The following is a 20,243-nucleotide window of genomic DNA, read 5'->3' as shown; positions in this document are numbered from 1 at the left end:
CCCATTTACTCCTGTGTAGGCTCACTCTCTTGCGGGGCATTCTCAAGCGGCAACACTTCAAGGCTATTTAGCAAAATATTTGCCATTATTTGATAGCCCCTTGTGGTGAAATGCACCCCATCATCAGCACGCACCTGCACACTCTTACCCTTAGCATTTTTGATAAACGCAGAATATTTCCCACCTTGCGTAACAATGCCATTGCTCTGTAAGAAATACTCTTCACTTTGTTTTACCGCAGATTCATACAAACTATTAAGATACATTATCTTATCATTGAGCGATTTTTCACGCACACTTGGCACTTCATACCAAGCCACACGCACATTATATGCTTTAGCCACTTGTAAAATCTCATCAATGCGTTGCGTGTAAATCTCCTCCCACAAAGGGCTTTTAAACGCTATACCTTTTTTCATACTCCACGGGTCATTTGCCCCCAAAAGCACGACTACAAGCGAAATGTGCGGATTCTTTTCTAAAGCATCTCTTGTGGCTAACTCCCAATTAAAATAATGCTTATAAGTCAGCCCTGTGCTGTGTTTGCTAAGATTTATCCCTTGAATCTTTACCTTTTTGAAAGTCCTTAGCAAATAGGGTGCAACGCCCTGCATCATAGAATCGCCGATGAGTAAGATGCTATCTCCCTCGCTCACTTGGATTCTAGGATTGTTAATACTTCTTAAGGGCGTGTAGCTTTCTTGCAATGGCGGTGGTGTGGGCTGTGTGGGCGGAGTGGAATGAGACAAATCTTGTGGGAAAGGCTTTGAAAAATCTAGAGTAGATTCTATTTGTGGGTTTGGTGTAGGCGAGTTAGATAAATCTTGTAAATCTTTAGGCAATGTTGGAGCAGAATCATCTGTGGTAGCGATATTTTTTAGCACCGCTTCTATGGGGTTAGATTCTTTGAAATCAGAATCTAGAGAGTGATTTTCTTGTAAAGTAGAATCTTGGGGATTAGAATCTTGTGGGCTAGATTCTAGCGTTTTAGAATCCAAATCGTGGGGTTGAGATTCTGCCTTTTTGTCTAAATTTGTATCACTAGAATCTTTTTGTAAATCTCGCCCCTGCAAAGCAGAATCCTGCTTAAAATCTAGCTCTCCCATATCCTGCTCAATCTGCCCCACTTCAAGCAAACCAAAGACTTTTGAACGCAGAGATTCTAACTCGTCCATTAGCTTATCACTTAGAGCAAAAAGGGCGTTATCTTGCAAATATAGGGCATTATACGCACTCCCCACAAACTCCATAAAGATATTTTCACTCTCACTAAAGTTATGATACTGCTGCTCCACATAGCTCACAATGGAACTATGCAAATAAAAAAGTAGCTGCAAAAATGTAAAAAGAGCGATGAAAACAAACTGCCACGCACGCATTAAAAACTCGCATAAATAAAATTAGGAATCCCACTAGGCATAAAGCCCACAATGAGCGTGAAAATCACCGCTAAGATAATGGGCTTTAGCACAAGGGGAATAAGGCTAAAAATGCGTTGCGTAGATTCTAAAGTGTGAGCTATAAAAGGATAGATTAAAAAGAGTGCTACAAAGCCCATAAGCACACTATACGCATAAACAGGCGGTGTGAGTGAAAAATTTTGATACATCGCTAAAAAAAAGTTTATCGCCTCTTCAAGTGAATGGTAATAAAAAAATATCCAGCACAAACTCACAAATAAAAATGTCAAACTAGCCCCTCCAAAAGGCAGTTTAGGTAGTCCTAGCTGCTTATAGCAGTTTAACACCACAAGCCCAAAGCCGTGTAAAAGCCCCCAGATGAGAAAAGTCCAAGTATCGCCGTGCCACAAGCCTGAAAGCCCAAAGGAAAAAAGCACTAGAATCTGTGTCATCACAAAGCCATTTCTATTGCCCCCAAGCGGAATATAAATATAATCACGAATAAAGGTTGAAAGACTAATATGCCACCTATTCCAAAAGTCTTTGAGATTTTTTGCCATATAGGGCATATTAAAATTTGGCGGTAAGGTAAAGCCTAGAGCTAACCCAAAAGCACACACAAGATTCACATATCCGCTAAAATCACAATAAATATGCACACTATACGCAAACATCGCACAAAGCAATTCAAGGCTATGGTAGGAAAAAGGGGCGTTTAAAATGGGGGCGGCATAGATTTGTGCGTAATTTGCGATAAAGACCTTTTTTACCACGCCAAAAAGTATTAACGCGATAATCAAATCAATGTAGCCAAGCTCCCGCTTTGCGTGGTATTGACGAAAGAAAAAATGACTTCGCATTATAGGACCAGCAAGAAAGGTAGCAAAAAATGAAAGATAAATTGCTAATGCAATAAAACTTTGCAAGGCAGGGTTTTGCTCTTCATAATACTCCCCATCATCTTCATATCGCATAAGATTCTTGCCCTCTTCATATACTTGACGCAGGTAGGTAATGGAATTAAAAGTATAAAAGCTTAAGCCCAAAGGAAAAATAATAACAGATTCTAAAAAATCAAGCCCCAAAAGCACAAGCAGGGTGTCAAACTCATCTTTGATATTTGCATAATATTTAAAAAAGCACAAAAATAACACACATACGCTAACACAGCTTAAAAACACAAACCGCAACCTTGCAGTGTCAATAAAAAGGGCTAGAACATACACAAGGCAGGTATAAATCCCCACAATAAGTGCAAAATAAGGGCTAAAAAAATAAATCACAAGATAGTTAAAGCCTAAAAGCAAAAGATTTTGAATCTTAAAGGACTTCACAGCCCAATAGAGCGAGAAAAATACAAGCAAAAGAACACTAAATTCAATGGAAAAAAAACTCATATCTCTATTTTACCTTTTTGACCTTTTTTGCTTTTTTTGTGTGAATCTGTGATTTTAAGAATAGTGCTACAAGCAGAGCCATTATGGCAAAACTTAGACTACACAACGCAAACAACTTGTATAAGGCTTAATTTGCCTTGCTTTGCCTTTAATGTAAAGTTAAGATTCTAAGCGGTAAATGCAGAATAAATCCTTGTGCTTCAACATTGCATTGCAACACTTCTATATAAAACTGCTTTGACTTCTCATCTGCCCACGCTTTTATTACAAAACCTCTAGCTTTATCAATTAAATGTAGAATCTCTTTAAAGTGAGCAAATATGCACTTGCAAATCCATTATAAGCCCCTAACCTACAATGTCTTTTTGACTTTTTTAGACACTTGCGAAATGATAAGAAAGAGCAGAGCCAAAAGCCCAAGCAGCACAAAGGGCAAGACATAAGAGTGCGTGTCAATCTTTTCTAATAGGGCAATCACCCCACTGCTTGCATAATACCCAACTACACCCACAATAACCGCCCACAACACGCAAGAGAATGCATTAATGAAATAGAATCTAGAGAGATTAAAGCGACTAAAGCCAATGGCAAGGGGGACTATGGTTTTCACCCCATAGAGATATTTACTTAGCACAATCAGCCACGCGTCATAGCGTTTAAGCCAGATTTGTGCGAGAGCGATTTTGCGTCTGTGCTTTTGAAGCAGGGCGTTTAAATCTTTTTTTTGATACCTTGCAAGATAGGCTAAAAGCGAACTGCCAATAATGTTCCCCACACACGCAATAGGCACAGCAAACCATAAATCCATCTTACCCAAAGCACTCATCACCCCAGCGGTGATAAGCCCCACATATCCGCCCCCTAGCGAATATACAAACAAAATCACATAGCCCCATTCCTCAAGTGAATCTATCATATCTTGCATTGTTTTGCCTTTATGCTTGTTTTTATTGATGTGGTAGGGATTTTAACATAATTATAATAATAAATCTCATATATATTAGCATTATGCTTTAAAATTTAAGGCTTATCCCCTATTTTACGCACTCACGCTATGCAATGCCTTATCATACAAGCGATAAGTTTTGCTACAAAGCCTTGCTATTTCCTCATCGTGTGTCGCAAGGATAAGGGCTGCTCCATTTGTGCGGATATATGAAAAGAGAATCTCCATCACACGCAAAGCCGTTTGCTTATCAAGATTCCCCGTTGGTTCATCAGCAAAAATAATCTTTGGTTTTTTTGTCAGCACCCTTGCGATAGATAGCCTTTGCTGCTGTCCGCCGCTTAACTGCCCGATAGGCTGATGCACGACACTAGCAATATCAAATGCCTCTAAAAGATTTTCATCAATGCTTTGTTGAGATAAAATGGAGGCGACTTTGAGATTCTCCACTCCGCTGAATCCGCGAAACAAATAATGCGACTGAAACACAATGCCAAGCTCAAGCCGCCTTAAAAGGAGCTGCTTCTTTGCAGGGATAGCATAAATATCTTCAATACCTAGCAAACTCACTTTCCCAGCCTTTGGGGGCAGGAGAGTGGAAAGATTATTTAAAATGGTAGATTTACCACTCCCACTTACACCAAGAATGGCTATGCTTTCCCCCGCATTCGCACTTAGACTAAGATTCTCATATAGCGTTGTTTCAAAGCTATGGGCTAGAGATGTGGCATTGAGCAGATTCATAATTATCCTTTTATGTCTTTGTGTCGCATTAAAAGGGTATTGTAGCATAAAAAAAGCTTTTATTCTCAAACCCTATTTGCTACCAAGCCCAGCTATATAGGCAAAATTTACCCACAATTTAGAATCTAGGATTACAATCAAATAAGCAAGAGATTCTTGCTTAAATCATGAACAAGGAGCCTTTATGAGAAAGATTATTGTTGCTACTGCTTTAAGTGTAGCGTGTAGTGCGGCGTTGTTGGCAGTGCCTTATGAGATTGATGTAAGCCATTCATCAGTGGGCTTTGGCGTGAAACATATGTCTGTAAGCAATGTAAAAGGGAGCTTTGATAAATTCAGTGGCTCACTTGATGTTGAGGGCAAGACTATCAAGGCGTTAAATGGAGAAGTAGAAATCTCTTCAATCAACACAAATTCAAGTGCGCGTGATAAGCACCTAAATGCCCCAGATTTTTTTGATTCCAAAAAGTTTGGCAAGGCGACTTTAGAGCTTGTAAAACACAATGGCAAAAAGCTTGAAGCAAATATCACAATGCGAGGTGTTACAAAAAAGGTGGTGTTTGATGTAGAGCTTAATGGTCCTGTAAAGCACCCAAAAACAGGAAAAGACTTGGTAGCAATCACATTGCAGGGCAAACTTAATCGCAAAGATTTCGGTGTAGGCACAGACACAGGCAATGCAATGGTAAGCGATAATGTTGATGTGCATATTGAGCTTGAAGCTATGCAAAAATAGTGTTCTTACTTTGTCTTCCTAGTCTTTAAGCAGCTTAGGGAGACGAGATTCTATAAGTCCTTTTGAAAATATCTTACTTCTTTGTCTTACATTATTTTAAATCTTATTTTTAAAGCATTAGACTTATAAGCACACTTTGTTTAGAGATTTGAAAGAATTAGCAGATTTTAAAAGATTCTAGCAGATTGTAGAATCTGCTAGATAAGTAAAGATTAGTGAATCTCACTCCAAATGCGTCTTTTCCAAAGATACGCAAGGACACTAAGCACACCAAAGAAAATCATCAAATATATACCTAGAGATTCTCTCTCCGCCTTTTTAGCATCACCTATAGATTCTAAATACGCTACAACTCGCTCTTGAGCTTCGTGTGTCAAGCCTACGCGTGGCATAGAAAGTCCCACAGGCATTACACCAAGCTCTTTTGCTAGATTGCTATAATCTTTGTCATCTTGCCATTCACTCTTTTTATCATTGGCTGGGAGTGAGCCTTCTTTTTTGATGATGGCTTCTTGAATCGCTTTATAAGACACTTTTTGTGGATCATTAATGAAGTATTCCAAATAATGCCATCCCTTACTGCGAATCATCGTTGATAAATCAGGTGCGGCAGAGCCAAGATACACGCCTAGAGATTCTGGCGTCGTGCGAGAGCTAACACCATCATACTTCATCGTGTGGCAGCGAGAACAAGCATTAAGGAAAGTGGCTTTATTTGTAAGACTCTCTTCAAGCTTGGCAATCTCATTTTGCTTTTGCCCTTCACTTAGCGTTGAGTTTTCAATATTGCCCTTTTTAGCAACAAACTCTTGAGATTCTAAAACTTGCTTTTTCAAAGACACAGAGCCAATAGACTTAAGATAGGCTACAATGTCGGCTACCTCTTGATTCAAATCTCCATCTGTTACATAAGGTGTCATAGGAAAATCGCCATTAGGGAACTTATGAGCTAAATGCAGCGTATTTGCAGGATCAATGATGAGATTTGCCAAAAATTTCTCATCATAAATCGCCCCAGCCGTTGAAAGATCGGGTGTGAAAATAGTCGCTTCCTTATCATCGCGGAAATACACAGCCATATCCCCACCAGCAATGCCAACATCATTGAGCGTATGACAAGCCACGCAATTTGCTTCTACAAGAGCTTTTCCACGCTCTGCATTGCCCTTGCTTACATCAACATTATGAGATAAATCTTTAAACTCAAAGTCCGCCTTTGCTACTTCGGGGTGAAAAGTGGCGTGTGCCAAAGGCTCAACACCCCAATACAGCACACCTACGATAACTACAATAATGCCTAGAATCTTAATCTCTCTCATTAGTGTGCTCCTTTCTTGTTTTCAAGTATGGTTACAATCGGCAATGCCACAAAGATAAGAAACAAAAATCCAATAGATGCTACAAAACCGATGAAGTTATTTGCCCCTTCAGGTGGGAGCTTTCCAAAGATTGTAAGAACAATCATATCTACAATAAGCAGACAGAACCACACAAAATAGCCCGGACGCTTATGTGCAGGCGCTATAACAGAGCTTCTATCAAGCCAAGGCAGGAATAAAAATGCCACTTGTGCGATACCAAAAGCAATAAGCCCCAAATCCGCACTAAAGAAGAATCCTCTTAACACCTCATAGCTCCACAAGAAATACCACTCTGGGTAAATGTGAGCTGGAGTTTTCATATTATTTGCAGGATCAAAGTTAATAGGATCCATAGCAAAGTCAAAGTGGAAGCACACAAGATAGAAAAAGCCTATCATAAACAAGCACACAACAAAAATGTCTTTTGACAAGAATACAGGCCAAAAAGGAATAACTTTAGATTCTTTTTTTCTGCCCTCTTCGTATTTTTTTGCCTCCGCTTCAAAGTCAATATGCTCACCATCTTCGTTATTCACGTGTGGCATTCTAAGCGTATAGAAGTGCAATGCAATCACACCAATAATCACAATCGGCAACAAACATACATGAAGCATAAAAAAGCGTGTCAAAGTAGAATCTGCAACGACAAAATTCCCCCTCACCCACTCAACCACATCAGGACCGATGAATGGAATCCCACCAAAAAGGTTTGTGATAACCGCAGCCGCCCAATAGCTCATTTGCCCCCAAGGAAGCATATAGCCACTAAAAGCTTCAGCAGAGAAAAGCACAAAAAGCAACATTCCGCCAATCCACACCATTTCACGCCCTTTTTTGAAAGAGCCATAATAAATAGCCACAAACATATGAATATAGATAATCAAAAATATCATACTTGCTGCCACAGCGTGGATATGCCGCCACAACCAGCCAAATGCCACTTCAGTCATAATCGTATGATTGACACTATCAAAAGCAAGATTCACATCAGGCTTATAATACATCAAAAGGAAGAATCCAGACACCACGAGCAACGAAAAGAGCGTGAGTAACACAACGCCCATCGCCCAAAGGAAATTGATGTTTTTAGGGACCCAATACTTCGTCATCATCACTTCCATTAATTTCCTAATGGCAAGGCGTTGATCAAGCCAATCTACCAAGCCTTCAGCTTTTTTCACTTCCATACTTTCTCCTTATGCTTGTTTTGTTTCAAGCAGGGCTTTATACTCTTGCCCCTCTTCGCCTAGCACTATTTTTGTCCCATCAATCTTAAAAGGTGGAATATCCATAGGACGCGGTGGTGGAGTGCCTGCTTCATTTATACCAGAAGAGTTGAATCTTCCGCCGTGGCACGCACAAGCAAACTCTTGTGAGCCTTGATTGAAGCTTGGGATACAGCCCAAATGCGTGCAAATCTGAATCCCAACCGTATAAACCGCACCATCTATTTCAAAATCTCTGCCCGGTGTTTTTTGGCTACCTGCTTGTTTTTTAAGAATATACACAGGCTTACCTCGCCATTCCACCGTTTGAAGCACACCCTCTTGCAATACACTCAAATCAAATGTTGTAAATCCTGCCGAAACAACGCTAGGCAATGGATCCCAAGAGCGTTTCATCGCATACAAAGAAGCCACAGCTCCCACAGCTGCAACACCACCTAGAGCCATTCCCAGAAAATCGCGTCTTTTTGTGTCTTGCATCTTTTCTCCTTTCGTGTTTATTTGAAGTTTAAAAAGCTAGTATCGTATGCAAAAAAGGCTTAAATATTGTTTATTTTTGTTAAACTTTTTGTTTATTTTTAGAGTATGTTATAATGTGCGACACGAAAATAAATGACATCATAAAAGGGTATAACAAAAGGGATATAATGAAGGGTTTTGTAGATTCTTGTGTGTTTTTTTTACAAAAGGAGTTTAGCCAACGCGGGTTTAAAAAAGGGGTTTTAGGCTTAAGCGGCGGGATAGATTCTGCTGTGGTAGCAGCTCTTGGCGTTTTGGCTTTGGGGAGTGAAAATCTAAAAGTTTTGCTTATGCCCTCTCTTAGTTCAAGTCCCATACACTTTAATGATGCACTTAATCTTGCTAAGATTCTAAATCTCACCCCGCAAGTAATAAAGCTTGAAAGCTTTCAAAGCCATTTTGCCTCGCATTTGGGATTTGAAAACGACTTACTCAAAAGCGATTTAGATGATAGGCAAAAGTTGCGTATGGGGAATTTTTGCTCTAGGCTTAGAATGGCATTACTCTATGATTATGCAAGTGCGGAAAATGCCCTTGTGCTTGGCACAAGCAATAAAAGTGAGCTTGTGCTTGGCTATGGGACGATTTTTGGCGATTTAGCCTATGCGATAAACCCCATCGGCAGCCTGTATAAGACACAAATTTTTGCCCTAGCCAAGCATCTCAATCTTCCGCAGAATCTCATAAATAAAAAGCCAAGTGCGGATTTATTTGCTAATCAAAGCGATGAGAATGATTTGGGATATAGCTATGAAGAGATTGATTCTTTTCTTATGTGTTTTGAAAATCTAGGCGGTTTAAAGGCAGGGCAAAAAGATGAGCGAGACTGCATTCAAAACGCTTTAGAATCTCAAGGCTTTAAATCCCAAATGGTAAAATCACTTTGCACAAGAATCTGGATAAATGCCTTTAAACGCACTATGCCAAGCGTGTTTGCCTTTAGCAACCCCCCTTGTATCACACATCAAAACTAAGGAAAACAATGCGTTTTATTGACTCATATTTTTATAATCCCAACTTCCCGCAAAAATGCCTAAGTATCACTCTTTTACCTATTTCACTCCTTTATGCCATAGGCTCAATTGTAAGGCGAAAATTTTCCAAATTCCACGATTTTCATATCCCCATTGTGAGTGTGGGGAATCTCATCGCCGGGGGCAGTGGCAAGACACCTTTTATCATTGAGATAGCAAAAGATTTTCAAAATGCCTGTGTCATTTCTCGTGGCTATAAACGCTCATCTAAAGGGCTTGTTATAGTGAGCTTAAATGGTGAGATTCAAATCTCACAAGAAGAAGCCGGAGATGAGCCTTATCTCATCGCAAGAGAGCTAAAAAATGCAAGTGTGATTGTGTCTAAAAACCGCATAGAAGCTATACATAAAGCAAAAGAGCTAGGGGCTAAAGTTATATTTTTAGATGATGGATTTAGATTTAGATTTAAAAAACTCAATATCGTGCTAGAGCCGCTTTTAAAGCCGTATTTTCCATTTTGTTTGCCAAGTGGGATTTACCGCGAAGTAAAAAGTGCGGTAAAGGAAGCCGATATACTCGTGCGTGAGGGGATAGAGTATGAAAGGGAGGTGAGTATAGAATCTCCAAGTGAGCGAATGCTTTTGCTTACTGCTATTGCTAATCCTTCAAGGCTTGATGCGTTTTTGCCAGATTCTGTGGTGGGGAAAATCACGCTCAATGACCACGCACGATTTGATATACAAGCCTTGCAAGAGCTACAAAAAAAGCATAACGCCACTTCACTACTTGTAACAAGCAAAGATGAGGTGAAGCTAATGAAAAGCGGACTAGATTTAAGCGTTATGCGGTTGCGTTTGAAAATAGATTCTAAAGTTTTAGGGCAGATTCAGGGCTATGTGAAAAGTTTCGAAACGCAAACACAAGTAAATTAGCATTATTGTAAAAATGTTAGAATCTTGCCTTGTGAGTTAAAAGACTTGGTGAGCTGAAATTTGTATAAAGGAGATTTAACAATGAAACTTCAAGCAGGAGATAAAGCCCCGCTTTTTAGGCTAAAAAGTAGCGATGAGACAGAATTTGCCTTGCAGGATTTATTAAGCAAAAATGTCATTGTGTATTTTTACCCCAAGGACAATACGCCCGGCTGCACGATTGAAGCAAAAGACTTTAGTGCGCTTTTGGAATCTTTTGCCGCCAAAGATTATGTGATTGTAGGCATTAGTCCAGATAGCCCAAAATGTCATCAAAATTTTATTGCCAAGCAGAATCTTAAGATTTTGCTTCTTAGCGATACGGATAAAAGTGTGGCAAGTGCGTATGGGGCGTATGGCACAAAAATGATGTATGGCAAGGAAGTGCAAGGGATTATCCGTAGCACATTTATCATTGGTAAAGATGGTGTGATTAAACAAAGCTTTTATAATGTCAAGGCTAAAGACCACGCTCAAAAGGTGCTAGAGAGTTTGGAATAATGCGTGAGCTTGGGGGAAACAAACCCCATAGCACATAAAACTATTAGGGCTATAAGAATAAAATTTACCTTTAGATTCAGATTCTATCTCGCTCAAAAGTAAGCTTAGAATCTTACATTTAGCCCTAGCATAAGATACATTGGAGCATCTAGGTCAAGATTTTGAGCCGTGATAGTCCCAGCACCTGCACCATTAGGGAGTTTTACAGGATTCACCGCTTTGTTATTAAAATATTCAGCTAAAATAAACTTCATACGCAATTCTAGCTCAACATAGTCGTTAATCACATACGCACCGCCCACATTAAATCCAACACCAATGCCATCTATATTGCCTAGGTTTGTTTTACCCATATTATACACCGCACCAGCTCCAGTAAACACGCCAAAGCCACTTGCAAAATCATAGTGATAATAATCCACATTTACACCGATATGATTAAGATTCATTCTGCCTAGAATCTCATCTTTATTAAAACTCGCCCCAATATAATCAGCATAGATTCTAATAGCTTGTGTTGGCTTAAAATACACATCATAGCCTAGCCTAGCACTTCCACCAAAGCCACTTAAGCTCTTATCGCCATCAAATTGATCTATCTCAAAGCCTTGATTGTTAAAATACTCTGATGACCGATCCATAAAGCCAAAGCTCCCAGACGCACCTATCATAAACTTATTTTGCCCAGCCATTTCATCAGCCTGTGCAATACTCAAAAAGAAAAATCCGCATAAAACAAAAGCTAACTTTTTCACTCTCTCTCCTTTTGTAAAAAGTGGGCGAGATTCCAATCCAAGCAGGTAAATTTTCACAATCTTTACAAGGTTTTTGTTTTAGCAATTTCTTTGTAGGTCTCAAACACATCGCCCACTTTAATGTCATTGTAGTTTTCTAGCATAATGCCACATTCATAGCCTTTTGACACTTCCTTAGCATCATCTTTAAACCGCTTGAGTGAGCTAATAGATCCTGTATGCACCACCACACCATCGCGTATAAGCCGCACTTTAATACCCCTTTGAATACTCCCATCAACGACCATACACCCAGCAATCACGCCAACCTTAGGAATATTAAATGTCTCACGCACTTCAGCTTGTCCGGTGTTTTCTTCTTCAATCACAGGCGACATCAGCCCACCAAGCAACGCCTTAATATCATCAAGCAATGAATAAATAATGGAATATGTCTTAATCTCAACGCCAAGCTCTTTTGCCTTTGCTTTGACATTCCCTGTTGGGCGAATATTGAATCCTAGAATCAAGCTATTTTCACTTGTCGCAGACAAATCTATATCACTTTCACTAATCCCCCCAACGCCAAAACCGATAATATTGACACGCACTTCATCATTACTTAGCTTTTCCAAACTTGCTTTTATCGCTTCTAAACTGCCTTGTGTATCAGCCTTAATAATAAGTGGCAGACTTTTAAGATTCCCTTGAGCGACCATCTCGCCTAGCTCATCAAAAGTAACCTTTGTGCTTTTGCTTAGCTCTTTTTGCCGCAGATATAGGGCTCGTTTTTGTGCGTGTTCTCGTGCAATCGTGTCATTTTCCACACTTTGAAGCACTGCCCCCGCACTTGGCACAAGTGAAAGCCCCGTAACAACCGCTACACCAGAAGGATAAAGCTGTGTGATATTCTGCCCCCTATCATCAAGCAATGCCCTCACACGCCCAAAAGCCGTATCCGCCACGACAGAATCCCCGACATTCAGCACCCCTTGTTGCACGATGATAGTTGCCACCGGACCCCTGCCTTTTTCCAAACTCGCCTCTAATACGATAGCTCTAGCTTTACCTTGATGAGAAGCTTTAAGCTCTAAGACCTCAGCTTGGATTAAAATTGTCTCTAGCAGATTTTCAACCCCCTCCCCACTCTTAGCAGAAATAGGGATAAACTCATATTCCCCACCCCACTCATTAGGCGTGAATCCAAGCTCCGCACATTCAGCCTTAAGCTTATCGGGGTTAGCATTTTCCTTATCCATTTTATTCATCGCAATGATGATTTGCACATTAGCAGCCTTGGCGTGATTGAGTGCTTCTATGGTTTGTTGCTTCACGCCATCATCAGCAGCAATAACAATAATAGCTATATCCGTAACCTGCGCTCCACGGCTTCGCATTTGTGTAAAGGCTTCATGTCCGGGCGTGTCAATAAAGCTGATTTTTTTGCCATTTTTTTCCACCATATATGCCCCAATATGTTGGGTAATGCCCCCCGCTTCACCACTTGCCACGCGAGAATTACGGATATAATCAAGTAGTGAAGTTTTGCCGTGATCCACATGCCCCATAATCGTAACCACAGGCGGACGCTCAAGCTGTGGTGCATCTTCTAGTTCCATTTCTATTTCACTATGTTCTTTCACATCGTGGATAGAAATCTCTAGCTCAAACTCATCTGCTAGAATCTCAATAGCATCGCGATCAAGGAAATCATTTTTAGTCGCCATAAGTCCAAGATTAAATAGCACCTTGATGACTTCTTTAAGTTCTACTCTAATAAGTTCAGCAAACTCATATACGCGTATCTCTTCTGGGATAGAAATCGCCCCTTTGACTTTATCTACATTTTTTACTACTTTTGGCGGTTTGCGTCTTTTACCACCGCGTTTAATGCTCCCTTCATTCATCCACGGATTCTTTCTGTGAATCTGCACTCTATCTGTGATAGCTTGGCGGATTTTATTTTCTTCATCTTCATCACGCACCTGCGTTTCATTCAAATCAAAAAGCATAATCTCATCTTGCTCATCATCATAATCAAAGCTAATATCCCTATCATCTAAAATACGAATCTTTTGATCTGTATGCTTATGGGCTACCTTTGGCTTATGCTTATCTTTTTTGTGCTTTTTATGCTCTTCATCGGCACTTTGTGCGAGAAGCTCTTTATAGCTTAGCGTATGCTTTTTACTCTCGTCTTTTTTAGATTCAATAGGGCTTTGCTCTTTACTTTTTAGCTCTTGCTTATCATTCTTGCGGACAATCCTTAAGCCTATCTTGGCTTTTGGCTCTGCATTCACAACTTGAGTGGCTTCAGGATCTTGAGTAGAATCTTGGCTTTCTTTAGGGCTTGTTGCTTCAGTTTGTGGGCTATCCTGCTTTATCTTTTTAGATTCTTGCTCTAATGGAGCTTCTTTTTTGGTTTTAGATGGCTTTTTCTCTTTTTCCACCATTTGTTTTTTTTCTATTTGGGCTTTTGTATCTTTAGCTTGAGATGAAGTCTTTTTAGCAGAATCTTTACTTTTAGTTGCCTTTGACTTTTTAGATTCAGGCTTTGGGGGCAAAGGATTTACACCTGTTGTCATAAACTCATAGAGCATTGCCGCCTCTTCTTGCGTAACCGAGCTCGAAGGCGTTTTGACACTTAACCCCATTTCCTTGGCTTTTTCAAAGGCAAATTTAGCGTCTTTGCCAAATTCCTGCCCAATTTGTGCTAGTCTAATTTTTTCCATTGATTGCTTATCTCCTTTAGTCTTACAGCATAGTTCTCATTTGGTTTGAGCTTATTGATTTTGAGTATCACTTGAAGTGTTTTTGGCTGCCCTACGCACTCCCAACACACATAAAAACTTCGTCCTTTCCCGCTAAACTCACATAGGGAATCACCATCACATTGCAGTCTTAAAAGCTCCTTTTGATGAAATCTCTTGCGGCATTTGACACACATACGCGTTTGCTTGGCTTGTTTCATTTGTATTATACCTAATTTTTATGATTCTAGCAGTGTCGCACCCATATTATCAAACTCCAGCTCAAACACGCGGAATTTTGGAAAGCTCTTTTGCATTAGCTCTGCAAGATTCTTACTCTCATCGGCATAGCAAATATTTAAAAATGATGAGCCACTGCCAGAGAGCGTGCTTAAGAGAGCGTTATTCTCTAAAGCAAGTTTTTGGATAGCAAATAAAATCGGCAAAGCCTTCATACGCACATCTTGGTGGAATCTATCCCCACTTGCTTCCCTTAGTAGTGTATAATCCCCTTTTAAAAGTGCAGCACTTAACATACACGCGTGAGAAAGATTAAAAACCGCATCTTTTGTGCTGTATTTCTTAGGCAAAGTGCGACGAGAAAATTTTGTAGAAATAGTCGTATTTGGCACAACAACAACAGCTTTAATATCGCTAGAGATTGGCGTTTTCATACTCACAACCCTTGTTTTTTGACTGCCAAAAATAGAATCTTTATGGGTATTTTTGGTGGGCTGTTTATTAGATTCTAGCATTGCGATGTTAAAGCCTCCACAGAGTGCAGGAGTAATATTATCAGGGTGATTTTCATAGCAAAGGGCAAGGTTTAGAATCTCATTTGTATCCAAAGGCTTTTGCATTATATGATATGCACTCACAATCGCCCCGATAATCACCGCCGAGCTAGAGCCAAGCCCCCTTGAGATAGGAATATCATTGTGAAAGCTAAACTTATAATGTCTCCGCGGATATTCATAAAATTCAAGCACTTCATTAAAAATTTTAACAAACACATTATCCACGCGTAATTTTGGGCGATCTTCACCTTCTCCTGCAATATGGATACTGCTAAGTCGTGCGGGAGTAACGCTAAAAGTATTATAAAGATTCAAAGCCAAACCCAGCGTATCAAAGCCCGGTCCAAGATTGGCACTTGTAGCAGGAACACGAACAACCAAAACTTCTCTCCTTCCCTTTTAAAACATCAAAAAACTCGCATTATAATGTTTTTCTCTTAACTCCGCTTGTAAAGCCCCTAGATTCTAACTTTGCACCGGTGGCAGTATATACAATGGCTCTATCTTATGATGAAAACGGAGCGTATCTAGAATCTTTGGGAGATAAAACTCACTCTCTTGTGGGCTATCTACACCATAAGCAAGGGTAATCTCGCCATTTTCATTTTCATAAAAATAAGTTGTGCCAAAGGCTTTAATATACTTTGCTTGAGTGAAATAAAAGCTAGAAGTAGCTAATAGCTTCACTTCATAAAGTAAGCTTAGCGTGTGCAAAAAAATATGTGTAAGCTTCAACGCACTAAAACTCCCGGGACCATTGGCATAGTAAATGGTGTTTATTTTCATATCTGCATATTTAGAATCTTGCTTGGGATTTGGGAGTAAAGATTCAAAGATTTTAGGCAAGGCGGTAAGTGTTAGCTCATTGCTTACTATCTCTTCAAAAAGCTCTTTATTCTCATATAATCCACATTTTATAGTCCCACCAACACTCACAAGTGCTATATCAATTTCTTTCAATTTTATCTCTTAAACTTTTAAGGCTTACATCTCAACAATTACATCTCATAGGCGTATTCCAAGGCTTCTTCCATAGCCTTATCTTCAAGGCTTACAATCTCATAGGCTTTTTCATCACTTAAAAGCTGTTTTGTGAGTAAGTGATTAAGCTTGTGGCTTCCCGCATAAGAGACATAAGTGCCAAGCAGGGGCATTCCAAGCAATGCCATATCGCCAATAGCATCTAGAATCTTATGTCGCACAAACTCTTCCTTATACCTCAACCCATCTTTATTCAAAATCCCACTCTCATCAAGCACGATACAATTACTCAAATCCCCGCCCTTAGCAAGTCCAATAGAGCGTAAATAATTTACTTCGTGTAAAAATCCAAAAGTCCTAGCACGGGCAATCTCTTGCTTATACGCCTTTGTGCTAAAGGTAAATTTATAGTGTTGCTGACGGATAGCAGGGTGGCTAAAATCAATGCTAAAATCAAAAATTGTCCGCTCACTAGGCTCAACTCGCACGAACTTTTTATCATCTTGAATCTCAATGGGCTTTTTAATAGCGATAGCTTTTTTTGGAGCATCTTGTGAAATAACCCCAGCTTCCTCAATAAGCATACAATATCCAATGGAACTTCCGTCCATTATCGGCACTTCCTCATTATTTAAGCAGATTCTAATATTATCAATCCCATAAGCGTGAATGGCTGAAAGCAAATGCTCAATGGTAGAGATTCTAGCTTCCCCCTTGCCAAGCACGGTTGCCATTGTGGTATCAATGACATTTTCGGGCTTTAGCTCAATACTTGCCCTCAAATCACTACGATAAAACACTATACCACTATTCACATCTAATGGCTCTAGCTCCATTCTCACAGGCACACCCTTATGTAGCCCAACGCCCACAATCTCAACCTTATTCTTTATCGTTTTTTGTTTCATAGCAAGTCCTTTATGACTATATCATCGTCTTTTTTAAAAATTATTTTGAATAATGCACTGCTTTGGTTAATTTTATGTAAAAAAGGCTCATCAAGCAACCTATCTTGAAAAATGATCGCTGAAGCTAGAATCTTTTTGCAAATCATATATTCCCCGCCAACTTCAACGCTCCCCTTGCATTCACCAAAAACAGCAAGATTCCCACCTGCTACCACCCTAGCACCATCATTGACTTGAGATTCTATCACCACATCACCATTATGGATAATCTCCTCTCCACTCCGCACCACTTTAGAGACAAACAATGTGGGGGCAGATGAAATCTTTTGAGATTCTGCATTGAGCTTAGAATCTTTAGACTCCTTTTGCTGTGGGCTTTGAAAAGTGTAAATCGTATCAAGTGTGCTAAAACTTAGCTGATGAGATTGCAAAAACTCTTTTAAAACAGAATCTATCTCGCCTTTAAAGCCAAGCGTGTGGTATCGCAAAAGGGGCAAATGCTTTGTGATAAAAGCGATATATTCCTCCGTGCTAGCTCCAGCTTCAAATTCAAATAGCTTTAATGTCCGCTGATGTGTCTTTATCATAGCCTTGCACCCTTTAGACAAAAAGCATTTTAAGGAACCGCTCTTGTTTGATAAAAGCTTCGTGCTTTGTTTAAGACACTCACCACATTTTCATCAATCCACTTTTGATCAAGCCACTCACTCAAACGCACAAAATGCCCCTGTATTAGAATCCCAAAATGCAAATGATCGCCAAAAGCCCAACCTGTCGTGCCGGTTTTACCTATCTCTTGTCCTATATGCACCAAATCGCTTACTTCCACATAGCTCTCCTGCAAATGCGAATAAATTGATGACACGCCAAAGCCGTGATACAAAAGCAAAGTATTTCCATATAGCCCAAGATGACTTTTAAGCAGCACCACCGCATTATTACTTGCAATAACGGGTGCATTTTTCACACTTGCCACATCAATGCCTAAATGTATGGCTTCACTAATCTTTTCTTTCCCTAAAAAATAAGTGCGAAAATCCCCAAAACTCCCAACAAGCTTTGAGCCTCTAAGTGGCACAAAAGCGTGAAAGCCTTCATCAATAAAGCTTTTATCCCCAACTAAATCGCTACACGCCTTTAAGATTCTCTTTTCATCTTCACTGCGAATCTTTTCATTAAAAAACGCAAATTTTTCTATATCATTGTCAAACTCCCGCAAATGCTTTTTATCAATTTGAGAGAGTAGCTCATCAAGCTTACCACTTAAAAAATCCTCTTTAATGCGGATATTTGAGCGATAATAAGGGGCATTGATATTCCGTACAAGTGGAATATTATGCTTTGTGATATTCCCTGCTTTGTCTTTAGCCACAAGCTGAGTGCTAAAAAATTTATTTTTCAAAGGCCAAGCGATAATGCCAATATAAATATTGTCATCAAGGTATTTAAAAAGGGCAAACTCATCTGTGCCATTGCTCAAACGCACATCTTCTAATGCCATATCCTTGACTTCAACCGCCACCACCGCACTGCCCCCACGCACGATTTGATATGATGAAGCAATGGGCGTAACTTCTGGCGGTGTCGTATCTACGATGAGATTCAAATCAATCTTTGCCGTATTACCGGTGAAAAAATGTGAGCTACTCCAATCAGTTACTTCAATTTTATACTGAATACTCGTGCCGTTTTTCAATGTCATTGAAGGCTTTGGCAATGGAATCTTTACTGATTTTGGCTTACTTAAAACCACTTCTTTTTCATCACTCAAAATTTCATCATCAAATACCACTTGCACACGATAATCGCGTATCCCGCTTTCATCACTAAAGTCTATTTGAATCTCATCTTGTAAATTCCAATGCGTTGGGATTGAGCTAGATTCTAAACTAGGCTCTTGAGTTTCAAAAATAACAGAACTAAAGGCAACCACGCCTACCAAAATAAGAATTACAAGCCCAACGCTTAAGCCAATCAATCGTTTGTTATCCATACCACACGCCCCAAGTTTCCCTATCTGTCTTTAAGAAATTTAAGTAAGAAAGGCGATATTCTAACAAATCTTTTTAAATCCCAAATAAGCTTATGCAAGGCTTATGCGTAAAGATAGGGCTATATTGAGACTTTTTATAGAATAAAAGCAAGATTCTATAAACTTTTACACTACATTGTGTTTGCTTGTGCTTGGTGAGCCTTAGCACCTGCGGCTTGGAGAATTTCGCTCATTGTGTTTTTGCCTTCCAAGCTATCAAGGTATGCTACTTCTTGCAAGACTTGACCAACCGCGGCAAAAAGATCGTGCGGAATAGCTTGATTCAAATCTAGCTGACGATATAGCTCTCGTGCTAAAGGGGGATTTTCAATAATCCTAATCTCATACTCCCTAGCAACACCCTTTATACGGATAGCCAACTCATCAATCCCCTTTGCCACCACCACAGGCGGCATACCTTTTTCAATCTCTTTTTCACCATACCGCAACGCCACAGCATAATGCGTAGGGTTTGTAATCACCACAGAAGCACTTGGAATCTCTTGCATCATACGATTACTAGCGATTTTTTGCTGCATTTGACGAATTTTAGCTTTAATCTCGGGGCTTTGCTCATATTGCTTATACTCATCTTTGACTTCTTTGATACTCATTTTAAGGCTTTTAATGTATTGATAGCGTTTGATGAGATAATCACTCACCGCCATTATGAAAAATAAGATTAAAAGCACACCGATGAGAATTAACGCCTTTTGTCTAAACCACATAATCTGCCCATATAGCCCACTCATAGACACGCTAGACAGTTCATTAAAAAAGCTCACAAACACAGCAAATCCCACAATAAACGCCACAAAGACTTTGAGTGTAATCATAAAGCCATCAAGCAGTTTTTTGAGCGAAATGACATTTTTTATACCCGTAATGGGATTAATTTTAGAGAGCTTTGGCTTAATGGCTTTGGGGGAGAGCAATAGCCCAAATTGTGCGATATTAGCAATCACACCTGTTACCATAAGGGCTACAAAAAGCGGGGCTAACATAATAAATACTTCAAGCCCGATACTTAGCATCAAATCCCCCAGCATTCGCACATCAACTTCTTGTGTGATAAGTGAATTGATATGGATAAAAATCTTTTGGCTATGCTCCACCCAAAAAGGCAGAAGTAAAAACATCGCCCCAAGCCCCACAAGCAGAATAAAAAATCCCGCTAATTCCGGGCTTTTACTGACATTACCTTCTTCTCGTGCTTTAGCGATTTTATGGGTGGAGGGGGCTTGTGTCTTTTCTTCATCAGCCATT

Annotated in this window: 20 protein-coding genes; 4 read left to right on the top strand and 16 right to left on the bottom strand. The window is 39.7% G+C overall.

What is annotated here, in order from left to right; genetic code table 11:
* Positions 1-5 precede the first annotated feature (5 nt).
* From HCCG_RS04075 to HCCG_RS04060, 4 genes are all read right to left on the bottom strand, one after another.
* The gene (locus HCCG_RS04075; RefSeq protein ID WP_014666214.1) at positions 6-1,379 is read right to left on the bottom strand and encodes an SGNH/GDSL hydrolase family protein; all 1,374 of its coding nucleotides are present in this window, start codon (positions 1,377-1,379) and stop codon (positions 6-8) included.
* Positions 1,379-2,797, bottom strand: coding sequence for an MBOAT family O-acyltransferase (locus HCCG_RS04070; RefSeq protein WP_015453202.1), 1,419 nt, complete (start codon positions 2,795-2,797; stop codon positions 1,379-1,381). The genes HCCG_RS04075 and HCCG_RS04070 overlap by 1 nt, the downstream gene beginning before the upstream one ends.
* Positions 2,798-3,149: 352 nt before the next feature.
* The gene (locus HCCG_RS04065) at positions 3,150-3,722 is read right to left on the bottom strand and encodes a DedA family protein (RefSeq protein WP_002956163.1); all 573 of its coding nucleotides are present in this window, start codon (positions 3,720-3,722) and stop codon (positions 3,150-3,152) included.
* Positions 3,723-3,836: 114 nt separating this feature from the next.
* Positions 3,837-4,487: an ABC transporter ATP-binding protein gene (locus tag HCCG_RS04060; protein WP_002956162.1), complete on the bottom strand. Its 651-nt coding sequence runs from the start codon at positions 4,485-4,487 to the stop codon at positions 3,837-3,839.
* A 184-nt stretch (positions 4,488-4,671) separates the two neighbouring features.
* Here HCCG_RS04060 and HCCG_RS04055 point away from each other — a divergent pair, with 184 nt between their 5' ends.
* A complete protein-coding gene (locus HCCG_RS04055; RefSeq protein ID WP_002956161.1) occupies positions 4,672-5,223 on the top strand; it encodes a YceI family protein in 552 nt (183 codons plus the stop codon).
* 212 nt (positions 5,224-5,435) lie between these two features.
* On the opposite strand, the gene HCCG_RS04050 is transcribed toward HCCG_RS04055, so the two are convergent.
* From HCCG_RS04050 to petA, 3 genes are read right to left on the bottom strand one after another with little or no spacing between them, the layout of a single operon-like run.
* The gene (locus tag HCCG_RS04050) at positions 5,436-6,542 is read right to left on the bottom strand and encodes a c-type cytochrome (RefSeq protein ID WP_014667499.1); all 1,107 of its coding nucleotides are present in this window, start codon (positions 6,540-6,542) and stop codon (positions 5,436-5,438) included.
* Complete coding sequence (locus tag HCCG_RS04045) at positions 6,542-7,771, bottom strand: cytochrome b (protein WP_002956159.1); 1,230 nt, start codon at positions 7,769-7,771, stop codon at positions 6,542-6,544. The genes HCCG_RS04050 and HCCG_RS04045 overlap by 1 nt, the downstream gene beginning before the upstream one ends.
* A 9-nt stretch (positions 7,772-7,780) precedes the next feature.
* Entirely contained in the window at positions 7,781-8,290 is a 510-nt protein-coding gene (petA, locus tag HCCG_RS04040) for a ubiquinol-cytochrome c reductase iron-sulfur subunit (RefSeq protein ID WP_002956158.1), read from the bottom strand.
* A gap of 167 nt (positions 8,291-8,457) precedes the next feature.
* On the opposite strand from petA, the gene HCCG_RS04035 reads away from it, so the two are divergent.
* From HCCG_RS04035 to bcp, 3 genes are all read left to right on the top strand, one after another.
* Positions 8,458-9,303 carry an NAD+ synthase gene (locus tag HCCG_RS04035; protein WP_002956157.1) on the top strand — a complete coding sequence of 282 codons (846 nt, stop codon included), beginning with the start codon at positions 8,458-8,460 and terminating at the stop codon, positions 9,301-9,303.
* Between the two features lie 8 nt (positions 9,304-9,311).
* Complete coding sequence (locus HCCG_RS04030; protein WP_002956156.1) at positions 9,312-10,235, top strand: tetraacyldisaccharide 4'-kinase; 924 nt, start codon at positions 9,312-9,314, stop codon at positions 10,233-10,235.
* A gap of 81 nt (positions 10,236-10,316) precedes the next feature.
* Positions 10,317-10,775, top strand: a complete 459-nt coding sequence (gene bcp, locus HCCG_RS04025) for a thioredoxin-dependent thiol peroxidase (protein ID WP_002956155.1) — start codon at positions 10,317-10,319, stop codon at positions 10,773-10,775.
* A gap of 104 nt (positions 10,776-10,879) precedes the next feature.
* On the opposite strand, the gene HCCG_RS04020 is transcribed toward bcp, so the two are convergent.
* From HCCG_RS04020 to flhB, 9 genes are all read right to left on the bottom strand, one after another.
* The gene (locus tag HCCG_RS04020; protein WP_014666207.1) at positions 10,880-11,530 is read right to left on the bottom strand and encodes a hypothetical protein; all 651 of its coding nucleotides are present in this window, start codon (positions 11,528-11,530) and stop codon (positions 10,880-10,882) included.
* A gap of 62 nt (positions 11,531-11,592) precedes the next feature.
* A complete protein-coding gene (infB, locus tag HCCG_RS04015; protein WP_002956153.1) occupies positions 11,593-14,241 on the bottom strand; it encodes a translation initiation factor IF-2 in 2,649 nt (882 codons plus the stop codon).
* On the bottom strand, positions 14,223-14,480 hold the full coding sequence (locus tag HCCG_RS04010) for a DUF448 domain-containing protein (protein ID WP_002956152.1): 258 nt from the start codon (positions 14,478-14,480) through the stop codon (positions 14,223-14,225). The genes infB and HCCG_RS04010 overlap by 19 nt, the downstream gene beginning before the upstream one ends.
* Positions 14,481-14,498: 18 nt before the next feature.
* Positions 14,499-15,437, bottom strand: coding sequence for a homoserine kinase (gene thrB, locus HCCG_RS04005; RefSeq protein ID WP_002956151.1), 939 nt, complete (start codon positions 15,435-15,437; stop codon positions 14,499-14,501).
* Positions 15,438-15,521: 84 nt separating this feature from the next.
* The gene (locus tag HCCG_RS04000) at positions 15,522-16,016 is read right to left on the bottom strand and encodes a hypothetical protein (RefSeq protein ID WP_002956150.1); all 495 of its coding nucleotides are present in this window, start codon (positions 16,014-16,016) and stop codon (positions 15,522-15,524) included.
* Positions 16,017-16,054: 38 nt separating this feature from the next.
* Positions 16,055-16,945, bottom strand: a complete 891-nt coding sequence (gene lpxC / locus HCCG_RS03995) for a UDP-3-O-acyl-N-acetylglucosamine deacetylase (RefSeq protein ID WP_002956149.1) — start codon at positions 16,943-16,945, stop codon at positions 16,055-16,057.
* Complete coding sequence (gene minC, locus HCCG_RS03990; protein WP_002956148.1) at positions 16,942-17,532, bottom strand: septum site-determining protein MinC; 591 nt, start codon at positions 17,530-17,532, stop codon at positions 16,942-16,944. The genes lpxC and minC overlap by 4 nt, the downstream gene beginning before the upstream one ends.
* A 29-nt stretch (positions 17,533-17,561) precedes the next feature.
* On the bottom strand, positions 17,562-18,938 hold the full coding sequence (locus HCCG_RS03985; protein ID WP_002956147.1) for a M23 family metallopeptidase: 1,377 nt from the start codon (positions 18,936-18,938) through the stop codon (positions 17,562-17,564).
* Positions 18,939-19,108: 170 nt separating this feature from the next.
* Positions 19,109-20,242, bottom strand: a complete 1,134-nt coding sequence (gene flhB, locus HCCG_RS03980; protein ID WP_002956145.1) for a flagellar biosynthesis protein FlhB — start codon at positions 20,240-20,242, stop codon at positions 19,109-19,111.
* Between the last annotated feature and the right edge of the window lies 1 nt (position 20,243).

The organism is Helicobacter cinaedi CCUG 18818 = ATCC BAA-847, from assembly GCF_000155475.1.
Classification (GTDB): domain Bacteria; phylum Campylobacterota; class Campylobacteria; order Campylobacterales; family Helicobacteraceae; genus Helicobacter_C; species Helicobacter_C cinaedi.
The sequence above is the reverse complement of the archived record's forward strand: the minus strand, read 5'-3'. Positions and strand labels throughout refer to the sequence as shown.